Here is a 15080-nt window from a genome sequence, read left to right on the forward strand (position 1 = left end):
ACCCATGTCTTCCACTCTCAAACTCACCGGTTTCGCCGACGAAGCGGGCCGCGACCTCGATACCCAGATCCGCGCGACCCGGGAACTCGGCTGGTCCGCGATTTCCTCGCGCATGATCGACGGGGTGAACCTCCACGAACTGCCGCAGGAGAAATTCGACGCGGTGGCCGACCGCCTGAACGCCGAGGGCATCCAAGTGCCGGAGTTCGGCTCCCTGATCGCGAACTGGGGCAAGAAGATCGATAGCGATTTCGAGATCACCTTGGCCGAGATCGGGCGGGCGATCCCGCGCATGCAGCGGCTCAAGACGCCCTTTATCCGCGTGATGTCCTACGCCCAGGAACCTTGGGGCGAGGACCAGCAGGAAGAGGAACGCTTCCGCCGCCTGCGCGAAATCGTGAAGCGTTTCGACGATGCCGGCCTGACCGCAGTCCATGAGAATTGCATGAACTGGGGCGGCTTCTCGGCCGATCACACGCTGCGGCTGGTGGATGAGATCCCCGGCCTGAAGCTGGTTTTCGACACCGGGAATCCCCTCTTCCAGCGCGACCGCTCGAAGGGCGAGCCCTTCCCTTGGCAGGACCCTTGGGAATTCTGGACGAAGGTTCGCGACCACGTTGTACACATCCACATCAAGGACCTGATCAGCCCCGCGATCGACGGCACCGAGCCGGTTTACACCATGCCGGGTGAGGGCGATGCGAAGGTCCCCGAGATCCTCGCCGACGCGAAGGCCCGCGGCTACGATGGCTGGATCGCGATCGAGCCGCACGTCGCCACGGTTTTCCACGTGAAGGACCAGTCGCAGGTCGATTGGCAGCAGTGCTACGACAGCTACGTGGAATACGGGAAGCGGATGGAGAAGATCTTGGCGGGGCTGCCGTGATTCGCTAGCGCGGCGGAGCTGCCGTGGACTGCGGCAGCCTGCTGCGAGGAGGGGGCTGCAAAGGCGATGCACCGGGTGTGGCGAGCCGCGGACGGAGCGGGAGACGGAGATCCCACGTGCTTCACGGCAGCAGGCTGCCTGCCGACAGCGGCAGCAGGCTGCACGCAGTCCACGGTCGCTATGCGACTACGAGCCAGCCCGCCCTGGAAAACCTACGCAAATCTTCAGTTTCATGTGAGTTTGGCGCGGAATCCACCGTAAAAACGGCGCTCATGGGGAAATCCGCCAGCCTCTTCTTTCTCACCGCGCTCGCCGCCGGGACGCAGGCGCATGCCCAGATGGCCGATCCGAAGGCGATGGCCAGCCAATGGGAGAAGGAGGTGAAACCGCTGGTCGAGAGGTATTGCTTCGATTGCCACGGCGACGGCCTGAAGAAGGGCGAACTGGCGCTCGACAAGTTCCCGACGATCCCGGAAATGCAGGCCCATCGGGAGGTCTGGAAACGGATCCGCGACCACCTGAAGCATCACCTGATGCCGCCGCTGGACGAGGACCAGCCGGGCGAGGCGGAGCGGGCCAAGATCCTGGCGTGGATCGATGCCGCGGTTTTCCCGGTTGATCCGGCGCATCCCGATCCCGGCCGCGTGACCTTGCGCCGCCTGAACCGGGTGGAATACCAGAACACGCTGCGCGATTTGCTGGGCGTGAAGGTGAACGTGATGGACCTGATCCCGCCGGATGACTCGGGCTACGGCTTCGATAACATCGGCGACGTGCTGACGCTTTCGCCCGCGCACCTGGAGCGCTATTTGGAAGCCGCCCGCGTGTCCTTGGACAAGGCGGTGAAGCCGGGCAAGATGCCGCCCCCGGAGGAGAATTTCCCGGGCCGGGAGCTGACGGGCGATGGGCATCGCTCCGAGGATGGCCACTACCTTTTCAAGGCGGGCCGGGCGAAAACCAGCTTCAAGCCGCCGCGTCCGGGCACCTACCGGGTGACGGTGACCGCGGGCGGCACGATGGGCGCGGACGGGCCGCCGCTGATGGAGTTCCACGAGAACGACAAGAAGATCTGCGAGTGGAAGGTCGATGCCCGCATCGACCGGCCCAAGGAATTCACCCAGGAATTCAAGATCGAGGGCGACAAGCCGGTGGAGGTCGGCGTGGTCTTCACCAACGATTTCTACGACGAAAAGAACCCCGACCCGAAGCTCCGCGACCGCAACCTGATGGTCAACGCGCTCAAGATCACCGGCCCGCTCGATGGCCCGCCGCCCGCGAAGCCGGAGAGCCACCAGCGCATCTACGGCAAGCGCGAGCCCGGCGAGCAGGACGATGTCTATGCGCTGCGGGTGATGAACAATTTCGCCCGCCGCGCCTTCCGCAGGCCGGGCCAGGAGGGCGAGGTGCGCCGCTACTTGCAGCTCGTGGCGCTGGCCAAGAAGCAGGGCGAAGGGGTGGAAGAGGGCATCCGCCTGGCGCTCGAAGCGATGTTGGTTTCCCCGGCCTTCCTCTACCGCGAAGAGCCTCAGCCGGAGCCGGACGACGCGAAGAAGATCCATCAGGTCGACGAGCACGCGCTGGCGACCCGGCTTGCGTATTTCTTCTGGAGCACGATGCCGGACACGCGGCTGATGGAGCTGGCCAGCAAGGGAGAACTGCGGAAGAACCTCGACGCCGAGATCGAGCGGATGATCGCGGATGATCGCTCGGAGGAGTTCGTCTCGAACTTCACCGGCCAGTGGCTGCGGTTGCGCGACGTGCAGGCGGCGAATCCGGGCAAGCAGGTCTTCCCGAACTTCGATCCGAAGCTGCGCACTGCGATGCGGCGCGAGACCGAGATGCTCTTCGAGGAAATCGTCCGCGAGAACCTGCCGATGACCACCTTGCTCGATGCGGACTTCACCTTCCTCAACGGGCCGCTGGCGCGCCACTACGGCGTGCAGGGCGTGGAGGGCGATAAATTCCGGAAGGTCACGATCACCGACACGCGCCGCCGGGGCATCCTGGGGCAAGGGTCATTCCAATTGCTGACCTCCTATCCGCTGCGGACATCGCCGGTGCTGCGCGGGAAATACGTGCTGGAGAACCTGCTCGATACCGCCCCTCCCCCGCCGCCGCCGAATGTCCCGGAACTCCAGCCGCCGAGCCGCCATGGCGACCAGCGGAGCCTGCGCGAGCAGATGGAGAAACACCGCGAGGATCCGGGCTGCGCGTCTTGCCACAAGCTGATGGACCCGATCGGCTTCGGCCTGGAGAACTTCGATGCCTCCGGCGCCTGGCGGGATCAGGAGCAGGGCAAGCCGATCGATGCTTCGGGAGAACTTATCGGCGGGCGCAAGTTCAACGGCGTGGAAGAGCTGCGGAAATACCTGGTGGAGGATCACCGCTCGGAGTTCCACCGCTCCGTCGCGACCAAGCTGCTGACCTACGCGCTGGGCCGCGGATTGGATTGGTATGACAAACCGGCCCTCGATAAGATCGTATCCGATACGGAAGCGGCCAAGGGCAGCTCGCGGGCGATGCTGAAAGCCGTGGTGAAGTCGGTGCCGTTTCAATACCGCCGCGGGGATAAATGAATCCGGAATCTCAGATCTCAAATTTGAAATCTCAAATCGAAAGGCCCATGACACCACGACGCACATTCCTGAAAAGCGTGGCCGCGACCTTGGCGGTGCCGTCCTTCCCGTCTCTGCTCTCGGCGCAAGAGGCGAAGCTGGCGGCACCCACGCGGATGGGCTTCATCTACATCCCGAACGGGGTGAACCTCGATCTGTGGCGGCCGACGGGTAGCGGTAAAGATTATGTGATGTCGAAGACCCTGGAGCCGCTCGCGGGCCTGCGCGACCAGTTCTCGGTGATGCGCGGCCTTGACCACGAGAAGGCCGAAGCGAATGGCGACGGAGCCGGCGACCACGCCCGAGCGAATGCCTCCTTCCTGACCGGCTGTCAGGCGAAGAAGACCGCCGGGGCCGATGTGCGGCTCGGCGAGTCGGTCGATCAGATCGCGGCGCGCGAGGTGGGGCACAGCACGCGGCTGGCCTCGCTGGAGCTTTCCACCGACCCGGCGCGGAGCTCGGGGAACTGCGATTCCGGCTACTCCTGCGCGTATCAATTCAACCTGGCCTGGATCAACGAGACCACCCCTGCCCCGGCGGAGCGCGATCCGCGCCTGGTTTTCGAGAAGATGTTCGGCTCGGGCAACGAGAAGGAAGACTCCCGCCGCCGCGCTTATCGCAAGAGCATCCTGGACTTCGTGAATGCCGATGCCCAGCGCCTGCAGAAACGGCTCGGCTCGACCGACAAGGGCAAGATGGAGGAATACCTCACCGCCGTCCGCGATGTCGAAAAGCGCATCGAGCGTGCCGAGAAATTCCGCAAGGAAGTGCCGGAGGACAAGCGGCCCGACGGCATCCCGGACGGCTACGGCGAGCACATCCGCATGATGTTCGACCTGATGCATCTGGCATTCCAGACCGACACCACGCGGGTCTCGACCTTCCTGCTGGCCCACGATGGCTCGAACCGGACCTTCCCGGAGATCGGCGTCCACTCCGCCCACCACGAGCTTTCCCACCACCGCAGCAATCCCCAGATCCTGGAAAACATCGGCAAGATCGACCGCTTCTACGTGGAGCAGCTCGCGTATTTCCTGAAGAAGATGAAGGACACGCCGGATGGCGAGGGCTCGCTGCTCGACCACTCGATGATCGTCTACGGCGGTGCAATCGCCGACGGCAATCGACACAACCACGACGACCTCCCGGTGCTGCTGGCCGGCAAGGGCAACGGGACCCTGGCCCCGGGCCGCCTGATCGAGGCTCCGAAAGGGACACCGATGACCAACCTGTATCTCTCACTCCTCGACCGGATGGGCGTGAAGGCAAGGAAGGTCGGGGATTCGACGGGCGTTTTCGACAAAGTGTGAGGAGGAATGACGAATTCCGAATTCCCGAATTCCGAATGAAGTGTGCTTAAGAGGAGGGGTGGTTGGCTGGCGACAGCCGTCCTCTTCTCAACTGGTCATTCGACATTCGAAAATTCGGAATTCGTCATTGCGGTCGACCCTCCAAGTTGGAGCATCCAACTCGCTCCCCTCCCGTCTAGCCGCCCCGCCCGATGATCCGCTGGTTCGCGATCAACTCCATCGCCTCCAATCTCCTGATGGGCCTCATCATCGTCCTCGGGGCGTGGTGCTATTGGGAGAAGGTGCAGCCGGAAGTGCAGCCGACGATGCACTTCAACCAAGTGCGGATCGAAGTGAACTACCGCGGCGGCAGCCCGGAGGATGTCGAGAGCGCGGTGATCATCCCGATCGAGCGGGCGGTGGAGAGTTTGCCGGGGATCGAGTCGATCGAATCCAGCGCGCGCGTGGGCCGCGGCAATGTGGTGCTGAGGACGAGCAAGGGCACGACGCCCGAGGACCTGCTCGAAGACGTCAAGCCGCTGGTCGACAACATCACCACCTTCCCGCAAGAGATCGAGCCGCCGCGCCTCGAGATCCCGGACAGCAGCAAGTGGTTCGACGTGATCAAGATCGCCGTCTATGGCGAGCTCGATGAGAAGGACCTGCTGCGCGCCGCCCGCCGCATTCGCGACGACCTGACCGGCCTGCCGGGCATCTCCCAAGCGGTGATCCAGGGAGCCTCGCCCTTCGAGGTCGGGATCGAGGCCAATCCCGAGCGCCTGCGCGACTTCGGGCTGACCTTCAGCGATCTGACCAACGCGATCCGCCGGACCTCGCTCGATCTGCCGGCGGGCCAGATCCAGACCGACGAGGGCTCGCTGGTGATCCGCTCGAAGAACCAAGCCTACACCAGTGAGGACTTCGAGAACATCGTCATCCGCAATAGCAACGGCGCGGAGGTGAAGCTGCGGGATCTGGCCAAGGTCAGCGACGACTTCGAGGAGAACCGCAAGATCATCCGCTACAATGGCAAGCCGGCGCTCCTGATCGAGGTGCTGCGCCTGCCTCATGAGGATGCGCTCAAGATCGCCGAGCGGGTGAGGAAATACGCGGAGGAATCCCAGGCGACCTTCCCGCAGGGAATCGAACTCGGGATCTGGGACGATAGCTCGATCGAGCTGAAGGGACGGATCGGCAGCCTGTTAGAGAGCCTGCTCCAGGGCAGCGTGCTGGTGCTGATCATCCTCGGCCTCTTCTTGCGGCCCTCGATCGCGATCTGGGTGGTGCTGGGGATTCCGATCTCCTTCGCCGGCGCCTTCATCGTGATGGCGGCCATGGGGATGACCTTGAACCCGATGAGCATTTTCGGCTTCATCGTCGCGGTCGGCATCGTGGTGGACGATGCGATCGTCACCTCCGAGAACGTTTTCACCAAGCTGAAGGAGGGCAAGAGCGGTCTGGAAGCGGCGATCGAGGGGGCCAAGGAGGTCACGATCCCGGTGACCTTCGGCGCGATTACGATCAGCATCGCCTTCCTGCCGCTGATGTTTTTCGAGGAAGGCTTCTACGGCACCCTGGCGCGGCAGATCCCGCCGGTGGTGATCGCGACGATCCTCTTCTCGCTGATCGAGACCAAGCTGGCGCTGCCCTGCCACCTCAAGAACACGACCTTGGAACCGCGCTTCTTCCTGCGCTTCGACCGCTTCCAGAGGAACGTATCGGGGACGCTGGAGGCCTTCATCGAGCACTGCTACAAGCCGGTGATCCTGCTCGCCACCCGGCACCGCTACACCACCCTTTCGATCTTCGCGGCGGTGGCGATGATCAGCGTCGCGATCCTGTCGAGCGGACGCTTGGGCTTCGTCAGCATGCCCTCGATCGACCGCAACCGGATCACCGCGGCGATCGAGATGCCGCGCGACACCCCGATGCGCGTAACCGACCAGCGGGTGCTCCAGATCCGGGCGGCGGCGGAGCAGATCAAGAAGGAGTTCGTCGATCCCGGCAACGGCAAGCCGATCATCGAGGACATCCTGACCAGCACCGGCGGCTGGGCCGGCGGCGGCGGCGTGGATGCGAAGCAGGGCTTCGTGGTGATGGAGATTCTCGATCCGAACGAGCGCAGCGAGCCGGGCCCGCGCAACAAGGAAATCGCCAAGCGCTGGCAGGATCTGACCGGCGAGGTGAAGGACGCGCAGAAATTCTGGATCTCCGGCGACCAGGGCGGCGGCTTCGGCGGGGGCGACGACGAACCGGACCCGATCGAGGTCGAGCTCCGCGGCCCGGCGAGCCCGGAGAAGGAAGATCTAACGGAAGCGATTTCGGCCCTGTTAGAGTCTTATCCGGGAATTCAAGACTCGTGGACCAGCGACTCGCGGACGAAGGAAGAACTGCACGTGACGATCCGCCCGGAGGGCGAGGCACTGGGCCTGACCCAGCGCGATCTGGCAAACCAGGTGCGCGCCGCATTCTTCGGCGAGGAAGCACAGCGCATGCAGCGCGGGCGCGACGACGTGCGGGTGATGGTGCGCCTGCCGCTGGAGCGCCGCCAATCCCTGCACACGCTGGAAGAAATGCGGGTGCTGACACCGGATGGCGGCGCGGCGCCCTTCCGATCGGTGGCCGATGCGCGCTTCGAGAAAGCACAGTCGAACATCCAGCGCCGCGATGGCGCGCAGGTCAGCACCGTCGCCGCGCGGCCGAACGATGAATCGGTGGATCTGGTATCGATTGCCGACGCCATCGAACCGCGGATCAATGCCATGTTGCAGGGCCATCCGGAATTGAGCTGGCGCTACAAGGGCTACATCCGCGAGCACCGCGAAACCGGCTTCCGCCTCTGGGTCATGGGTATCGCACTTTTCGCAGCGCTCTACCTCCTGCTGGCGATCCCCTTCCGCTCGCTGCTGCAGCCCATCTTCGTGATGATCGCGATTCCCTATGCGGTGCTGGGCGCGCTCTTCGGCCACCTGATCATGGACATCGTGCCGTCCTATCTCTCGATCTTCGGGCTGCTGGCGCTGGCCGGGGTGGCGGTGAACGACTCCCTGGTGATGGTCGATTTCATCAACCAGCGGCGGCGGACCGGGATGGATCTGTTCGAGGCCGTGGTGCAATCCGGCATCCGGCGTTTCCGTCCGATCTTCCTGACCTCGGTGACGACCTTCGTCGGCCTGATCCCGACGATTTTCGACAAGTCGCCCGAGGCACAGTTCCTGAACCCGATGGCGGTTTCGATCGGCTTCGGGATGCTGTTCGGAACCTTCATCACCCTGCTGCTGGTGCCCTCGGCGTATCTGGCGGTGGAGGATCTGGTGGCGCTGGCGAAGCGGGGTATGGATTGGTATAAGAAGCCGTTTGTGAAAAGGGCGGAGCCGGAAGAGCTGCCGGCTGAATGACGAATGCAGAATTTCCGAATGACGAATGAAGTGTGTTCCGGAAGGAGGGCAGGCATCTGGCGTCAGCCTCCCCTCTTACCCACACGACATTCGTCATTCGGGAATTCGGAATTCGTCATTTCTCCCCTTGTTCTCCCAAGTTGCCAAGACTGCCAAAGCAGCTATCCTGCGCGAGTCCATGGTATCCGACGAAACTTCCTCATCCCCTGCCGCCGCCGCCGACTACGATGTTGTCATCTTCGGCGGTGCCTTCTCGGGCTCCGCGCTGGGGCTGCTGCTCAAGCGCGCCCGGCCTCAGACCCGGGTGCTGATCGTCGAGAAGTCGGAAGCCTTTGACTTCAAGGTCGGCGAGTCGACCTCGGAGGTCGCGGGTTGCTTTCTCACGCGGGTGTTGGGCTTGGGCCATTACCTGAATTGCGAGCATTTCCAGAAACACGGGCTGCGGATGTGGTTCACCACGCCGGAGAATGACTGCCCGAATTCCTGCTCGGAAATCGGGCCGAATTCGCAGGCGCGCTTTCCGACCTTCCAGCTCGACCGCTCGAAGCTGGACACCCACATGCTGGAAATGGCGGCCATGGAGGGCTGCGAGGTCCTGCGGCAGGCCTCGATCAAGTCCTTCGATCTCGCCGGCGCGGGCAAGAATACGATCGTTCTGAAGCACGAGGGCGGGACCCGCACCATCACCGCCGGCTGGGTTGCCGATTGCTCGGGAAAGGCGGCTCTGGTGGCCCGCCAGCGCGGCCTCTGGCGCAAGCTGGAGGAGCACCCGGTGCACTCGATGTGGGTGCGCTACAGCGGCGTGAAGACGCTGGATTCCCACGCGGCGCGGGTGGAAGCACCTTTCCTGAAGAATGGCCCCTCGGTCGCCCGCGCGAGCGCGACCAATCACCTGATGGGCCGCGGCTGGTGGTCGTGGATCATCCCGCTTTCGAATGGCGATTTCTCGGCCGGGGTGACTTGGGACGAGCGGCTTTTCACGCCGCCCTCCGAAGGACCGATCGGCACGCGGCTGAAGGAGCACTTGTTAGATCACCCGATCGGCAAGCTGATGTTCGAGAACGCGGTGGCGATCGAGAACGACGCGCGGATCTACAAGCACCTCCCCTACTACTCCACCGAAGTCTGCGGCGATGGCTGGATCATGGCCGGGGATGCCGCCGGCTTCATGGATCCGCTGTATTCGCAGGGCCTCGACTACTGCGGGCACAGTACCTACTGCGCCCACAAGCTGATCATCAAAGCACTCGATGGCGAGTGCGTGAAGATGGCACTGGACCATCACAACGAGATTTACCCGCAGTCCTACCAGCGCTGGTTCCACGGGCTCTATAAGAATAAGTATCAGTATCTCGGCGATGCCGACCTGATGCACGCCGCCTTTCTGATGGACATCGCCGCGTATTTCATCGGCCCCGTGCGCGCGGTCTATGCGAATGCCGACAAGGAGTATTCGACGATGCCCTACAACGGCCTCGGCGGCGCGATCTTCGCCAAGTTCATGCGCTTCTACAACCGCCGCTTGGAGACCATCGCGCGCAAGCGCCTGACCGCGGGCACCTACGGCAAGAACAACCTGAAGCACCGCTTCCTGGTGACCGTGCCCTACGAGCCGAACCTGAAGGCGGTCCGCCACCTCTTCCACGGCATGCGCGTCTGGCTGAAGATGGAAGTCGAGACGATGTTCGTCCGGCCCCTGGAGGCGATGCCGGAGAAGATGGAGAAGAAAGAGGGCGAGAAGGCGGTGACGCCGAGGATGGCGGAGGTTTCTTGATTTTGATGCGATCTTCTTCAGCCCCGCAGGGGCGACCGGGAGATAGCCCGAGGCAAGTGAAACGCAGCCTCGGGTTTGCTCGCTACGAAGACGTGCCCTGAAGGGGCACCGGGAGGCCAGTTGAACGGGGACGGTTCGATGTCACCAGCCTCCCGGCCCCCTTTCAGGGGGCGTATGGCGTAACCCACCCACCCCGGGTTTCACCCTGACCTTTATACACAAGTCCGCGCGGCCGTCGCTCGTCACGGCGGCGAGTGGATCACTGCTTGCCAGCACGAGGCCTCCGCTTCCGGCGTGGCACGCGTCATCCGGGCACGCGCGGGCGGGCGGTGCGGCTGAGCCGCCCGCCTTCCTCCGGGGCCCTTTCACTCGTCGTGAAAGGCGCGCCACGCGCACGCGAAGTCCCTCACCCGAGCCAGCCCCTGCCACAGGGATTGTGCACCGGGCGGCCCGTCGCCCTTGCGCCCGAGGTGGCCGCCGAGCTTGCCGACGATGCGGATGAACTCGGCAAGCGACGGCTCGCCCGCCGCCTTGTCGCGTTTGGCCACGGCGCACGCCGATCGCCACTCGGCTTCCTCGAACACGCTGCCGCAGGGCAAGTCGGGGACCACGCGCCCGAGATGAGTCAGGTAAAGGATCCGCCACGCGACCACCAGATGGATCGCCAGCGCGTTGCACAGCGCCTGCCCGCTCTTGAGCTGGATGCGTTCCACCCGGCAGCCGGTCTTGAGGACCCTATGGAAGACCTCGATGTCCCAGCGCCGCCGGTAAAGCCCGATGATCTCCAGCGCTTCTTCAAGGGTCGCCACCGGCTTGCTGGTCAACAGCAGCCAGCGCACCGGATCTTCCCCGTCCGGCGGATCGCGTTCTTCCGCCAGCACCGCCCAGAAGGAGACCCGCGGCAGCTTGACGCCCTTGCGGTAGGGCGGGCGCGGGGTGACTTCCATCACCCGCACTTCCTGGCATACCGTGCGCGCGCTGCGCTGCGAGGGCACCCGGTTGCCCTTGACCTTTTTGGTGCCCTTCCAGGCCGGCACTTCAAAGGAATGGGTGCCGAGCAGCGGTGCCGCGGCGAGCGCCGCGAAGAGCTTCGCCGGGTTATCATGCAGCGTGCCTGTCAGGGCGCGGTCCTGGTTGGCGCGGATGATCCACCCGGCGCAGGGGCCGCCCCGCTCCACGGCAGCGTGCCATGCGGCATAGAGTTCGAAGATATCGCCCTCGCGGTCGCCCACCGAGATCACCTCGCAGTCCGGCAGCAGCACGGCCACTTCATTGGTCTTTTCATAGCCTTCGACCCAGCGCCGGCTTTCCTTGTCACTACCCGGCCGCCGCTTGTGCGGGACCTTGGCATCGCCAAAGGTGGCGGGATCGCGGATGATCATCGCCGCATCGAGGGTGCCAAGCGGCAGGCCCTCGCCCGAGACCGCGTAAAGCGCGTGCAGGTAGAGACCCTTGCGGTTCTTGTCGTTGAGCGGGCCCAGACCGGTGGTGGCCGTCATGTGCGTGAAATCCAGCTCGGTGGTGTCCTGCGACACCACCACGCGGCGGTGCGCCGCGCAGCGGGCGATGGTGGCCTCGCGGTGCGGGGCCAGCACGGCCGCGGCGGTGACGTCGGGACAATTGAGCAGGCGGTAGGCCGCCGTCATCTCGCCACTGCCGCCGGTGGCGGCGGCAATGCTTTTGGAAGGAAAGGCGGCGAGCGCCGCGGCGACTTTGGGCAAGCGCCGGTCGCGCCGCGTATCCTTCAGATCCGCGTTGCCGAACTCGCCTGTAATGTCGTCAGCCACGCCAAAAATCCAACAGCGCGTGCATTGTGCAGGGCTTCAAACACTCGTACAGATTTATTTCCCGCAAACTGCACCGGCGGATTTCATGCCGGAGCGCGGACTTGTGTATAAAGGTCAGGGTTTCACCCGGGGCTATCTCCCTGCCGCCCCTTCGGGGCTCTGGAAAGCATCCCGCGATCTTCTCACGCCCCTTCCTTCCCCCGCGCATGCCACCCCGGCAGCAGGAAGATCGAGACCGTCATGCTCAGCAGAATGCCGATCACCGCCACCTGCCCGAGACTCACCAACGCATCGCTGGAAGAAAAGATCAGCGAGCCGAAGCCGATAACGTTCGAGGCGCCGCAGAAGAGCAGTGCCTTGCCGGTGCCGTTCCAGAGTTCCTTGAAGCACATCCCGGTGCGCTTGAGCGTTAGCGTGACGTGGATCGCGTAGTCGATGCCGGTGCCTAACAGCAGCGGAGTCGCCATCAGGTTGATGAAGTTCCACTGCAGGCCGCAAAGCCGCATGATCGCGAGCATCGCCACGGTGCTCACCAACATCGCGAAGAGGGCGAAGCCGACATCCCGGAAGCGGCGGAAGATGAAGGCCATCATCCCGATCAGCAACACGCCCATTGGCAAGAGCATGCGCGCCATGTCGTCCTTCACCAGGCCGGCGATGGCGGGCTTGAAGAGGCTCCAGCCGCTGAGCCAGATGCCGTCGCCATTCAGGGCGCGGAGTCGCGGGTAGCCGGCGGTATCGGGATCGACATCGCGAGCTGGCAACAAGGAGCCGAGGGCTAGGCCGCCGCCGCTGTCCTTGCGGTCCATGAAGAGCCGCATGATCTCCCGCGCGGCGGGCGATTGCGGGTAGAAGTTGGACTCTGTTCCAGCCTTCTCGAGGAAGCCGAAGACCTGCTTGCCGAGTGCGGAGCCCTCCTCCGAAAAGCCGACCTCATCGGCCTCCTTCAGCAAGCGCGGGCCCTCCTTCGCCAGCGCGAGGACCAGCCCCTTGTTCTCCTGCTGGCGGGCCGGATCGGGCCACCAGCCTTGCGGCATCGCCGACTCTAACAGCACACCTTCTTCCCTCCCCTGCGCCAGGCGTTTCTCCGCCTCGGCCAGGCGGGCGAGCATCGTGGCATCGTCAGGGGCCTCGATGACGACGCGCAACTGGCGCGGATCGCCCGCGGGAAATTTCTCCTGCATCCGCTCGAAGGAGGCCAGCGCCGAGCTATTCCGAGGGCGGATGATGTTCGAATCGAAGACGATCCCCGGCGCGCCGAAAATCGCCAGCACGGCCAAGGCCGCCGCGACAAGGCCGCCGGTAATCATCCAGGACTTGCGGCGGTGAGGCAGCCACTTCGGCTCGTCCTCCGCCGGGGCGCGGTTCACGCCGAATTTCGCAACCCAGGGCAGGTAGAAAACGATCATCAGAACGCCCGCGGCCACCAAGCCGTAAGCAACGATGCTGCCGAGCTGGGCCATGCCGGGCAGCCCGCCGAGATTGAGAGCGAGGAAAACGACGGCGGTGGTGAGCGCGCCGCAGAGCACCGGCTTGGCGCTGGCGGAGAACAAAGCCTTGCGGTTGTGGCCGGCGACCTTCGCCTCCTGGCAGATCACCAACCCGTAGTCGGTGGCGAGGCCGATCAGGATCTCCGCGGAGCTGAGCGCCATGATACTAAGCTCGCCGTACATCCACCCGGCGATGCCCAGGGCGACCGCGAAGACCAGGCACAGCACCACGACCAGACCGCCGAGCAGCATCAGGCGGCGCTGCATCCACCAGAAGAGGATGCCGATCAGCGTCAGCGTCAGGCCGATCGAGCCGCTGAGGTCCTTCTCCATCGCCATGCCGATCTCCGAGGAAAAGACCGGCTCGCCGGTGATGCCAACCTTGAATCCCCTGCCCTCCTCACTGGCCTCCCAGCGGGCGACGGTGCCACGGATCTTGGCGATCCATTCGTTCGACTCGCGGTAGCCGTGGACCTCGCCGGGGGCATCGATGAAAACAAGGTGCGAGCTGCCGTCCGCGCTGGCAAAAGCGGCCCCGCCTTCGCTCGATGAGGACAGGATCTGCGTCACCGCCGGATGGCCGAGGAAGCCGAAGGGATCGTGCGCCTGCATCGCCAGGTCCTGGCCCTCGATGGTGGTGGCGAGGTTCTCCACCACCTTCTCCATCGCGGCCTGCGAATTTCCCGGGGCGAGGCTTTCGCTGAGAGCACGGGTCGCGGCGGGGTCGCCATTCAGCCAAAGGTAGGCGAGCAATTCGGAGAGTCCCTGCGGGTCTTCCTCCCAGCGCGGCTGCCAGCGGGCGCGCTTCACCACGCCGTCCTTTTCGAGAGCTTTCGCGAGGGACTGCGCGGCATCGGAGGGCGAGGTATCGCCGCTGCCTTCCACCAGCAAGATCGCCTCGTCCTCCCGCGCGAAGGCCTGGTGATGGGCCTTCAGGCCGCGGACTTCAGGCAGTTCCCCGGGAAGCATCGAGAGGATGTCCGTGTCGAACCTCAGTCGGGAAAGCCCGGATGCCGCCACGGCCACGGCCGCGAGCAGCATGAGAGGGAGCCACCATTTGCGCATGCGGGAGGGAACGGGCTGACGGGGAGAAGTTCCAAGTAAGAAGTTCCAAGTTCCAAAGAGAGGCACCCCTTCTGTTGGAACTTGGCACTTCTTACTTGGCACTTACCTTCCCCGCCATGCGAGCGCTGCTGATTCTTGCCGTCCTGATTTCCGCGGCCCGGGCCGATCTGGATGTGAAGCCGCTGGAGACCTGGCTGGGCAAGCAGAAGGACCTGCATAGCCTTGAGGCGGATTTCGTGCAGGAGCGCAAGCTGCCCTCGCTCAAGAAGCCGGTCTCGACCCCCGGGAAATTGCGGATGGTCCGCCCCGGGAAGCTGCTCTGGGAACTGGGGCAACCGGTCAAGACCATGGCCGTTTCCGACGGGACGACGATGACCCTCCTGGATGTCGAGAAGAAGCGCGGCAAGAAGGTCGATTCGGATGCCGCGGAGGCCAAGCAGTTCACCCTGCTTACCGACAAGGCTTTCCGGGATCTCACCGGCTTTCAAGAGGCCTTCGAGCTGGTGGAATCCCGCGTCACGGACGGAATCTATCAGCTCACGGTGAAGCCGAAGGACAAGGAGCTGAAGAAGCATGTGAGCTGGATGTTCCTCGATATCGACCAGAAGACCCAGGAACTGCGGGCGCTCGATCTGGAGCTGCAGGATAAAACGCGCATCCGCACCGTTTTCACGAAATCCCGGATCAATGCGAAGATCGACCCCGCGGTGTTCCAGGCGGACACCACCGGGTATTTGATGCGGTGACCCTCCCTGTTTCTTAAGTGGACTTAATCC

At 64.2% G+C, this 15080-nt stretch carries 8 protein-coding genes; 6 read left to right on the top strand and 2 right to left on the bottom strand.

Annotated elements, in window-relative coordinates; translation table 11 throughout:
- The first annotated feature begins 4 nt into the window (after nt 1–4).
- From ABWK72_RS05950 to ABWK72_RS05970, 5 genes are all read left to right on the top strand, one after another.
- On the top strand, nt 5–886 hold the full coding sequence (locus ABWK72_RS05950) for a sugar phosphate isomerase/epimerase family protein (protein WP_367873867.1): 882 nt from the start codon (nt 5–7) through the stop codon (nt 884–886).
- Nucleotides 887–1158: 272 nt separating this feature from the next.
- The gene (locus ABWK72_RS05955; protein WP_367873868.1) at nt 1159–3462 is read left to right on the top strand and encodes a DUF1592 domain-containing protein; all 2304 of its coding nucleotides are present in this window, start codon (nt 1159–1161) and stop codon (nt 3460–3462) included.
- 47 nt (nt 3463–3509) lie between these two features.
- Nucleotides 3510–4811, top strand: coding sequence for a DUF1552 domain-containing protein (locus ABWK72_RS05960; RefSeq protein WP_367873869.1), 1302 nt, complete (start codon nt 3510–3512; stop codon nt 4809–4811).
- 191 nt (nt 4812–5002) lie between these two features.
- Nucleotides 5003–8188, top strand: a complete 3186-nt coding sequence (locus tag ABWK72_RS05965; protein ID WP_367873870.1) for an efflux RND transporter permease subunit — start codon at nt 5003–5005, stop codon at nt 8186–8188.
- Nucleotides 8189–8366: 178 nt separating this feature from the next.
- Complete coding sequence (locus ABWK72_RS05970) at nt 8367–9962, top strand: NAD(P)/FAD-dependent oxidoreductase (RefSeq protein WP_367873871.1); 1596 nt, start codon at nt 8367–8369, stop codon at nt 9960–9962.
- A gap of 365 nt (nt 9963–10327) precedes the next feature.
- Here the strand turns inward: ABWK72_RS05970 and ABWK72_RS05975 are convergent, their stop codons facing one another.
- Both ABWK72_RS05975 and ABWK72_RS05980 read right to left on the bottom strand, forming a co-directional pair.
- Nucleotides 10328–11749 (bottom strand): IS4 family transposase, encoded by a 1422-nt coding sequence (locus tag ABWK72_RS05975; RefSeq protein ID WP_367870643.1) that lies wholly within the window; start codon nt 11747–11749, stop codon nt 10328–10330.
- A 182-nt stretch (nt 11750–11931) separates the two neighbouring features.
- Entirely contained in the window at nt 11932–14280 is a 2349-nt protein-coding gene (locus ABWK72_RS05980; RefSeq protein WP_367873872.1) for an MMPL family transporter, read from the bottom strand.
- Between the two features lie 140 nt (nt 14281–14420).
- On the opposite strand from ABWK72_RS05980, the gene ABWK72_RS05985 reads away from it, so the two are divergent.
- A complete protein-coding gene (locus tag ABWK72_RS05985) occupies nt 14421–15050 on the top strand; it encodes an outer membrane lipoprotein carrier protein LolA (RefSeq protein WP_367873873.1) in 630 nt (209 codons plus the stop codon).
- The last annotated feature ends 30 nt before the right edge of the window (nt 15051–15080 follow it).

The organism is Luteolibacter sp. Populi (assembly GCF_040801775.1).
Lineage (GTDB): Bacteria > Verrucomicrobiota > Verrucomicrobiia > Verrucomicrobiales > Akkermansiaceae > Haloferula.

Coding starts and splice junctions, on each gene's coding strand:
- ABWK72_RS05950 (WP_367873867.1), top strand. CDS start 5: ATGTCTTCCACTCTCAAACTCACCGGTTTCGCCGACGAAGCGGGCCGC.
- ABWK72_RS05955 (WP_367873868.1), top strand. CDS start 1,159: ATGGGGAAATCCGCCAGCCTCTTCTTTCTCACCGCGCTCGCCGCCGGG.
- ABWK72_RS05960 (WP_367873869.1), top strand. CDS start 3,510: ATGACACCACGACGCACATTCCTGAAAAGCGTGGCCGCGACCTTGGCG.
- ABWK72_RS05965 (WP_367873870.1), top strand. CDS start 5,003: ATGATCCGCTGGTTCGCGATCAACTCCATCGCCTCCAATCTCCTGATG.
- ABWK72_RS05970 (WP_367873871.1), top strand. CDS start 8,367: ATGGTATCCGACGAAACTTCCTCATCCCCTGCCGCCGCCGCCGACTAC.
- ABWK72_RS05980 (WP_367873872.1), bottom strand. CDS start 14,280: ATGCTGCTCGCGGCCGTGGCCGTGGCGGCATCCGGGCTTTCCCGACTG.
- ABWK72_RS05985 (WP_367873873.1), top strand. CDS start 14,421: ATGCGAGCGCTGCTGATTCTTGCCGTCCTGATTTCCGCGGCCCGGGCC.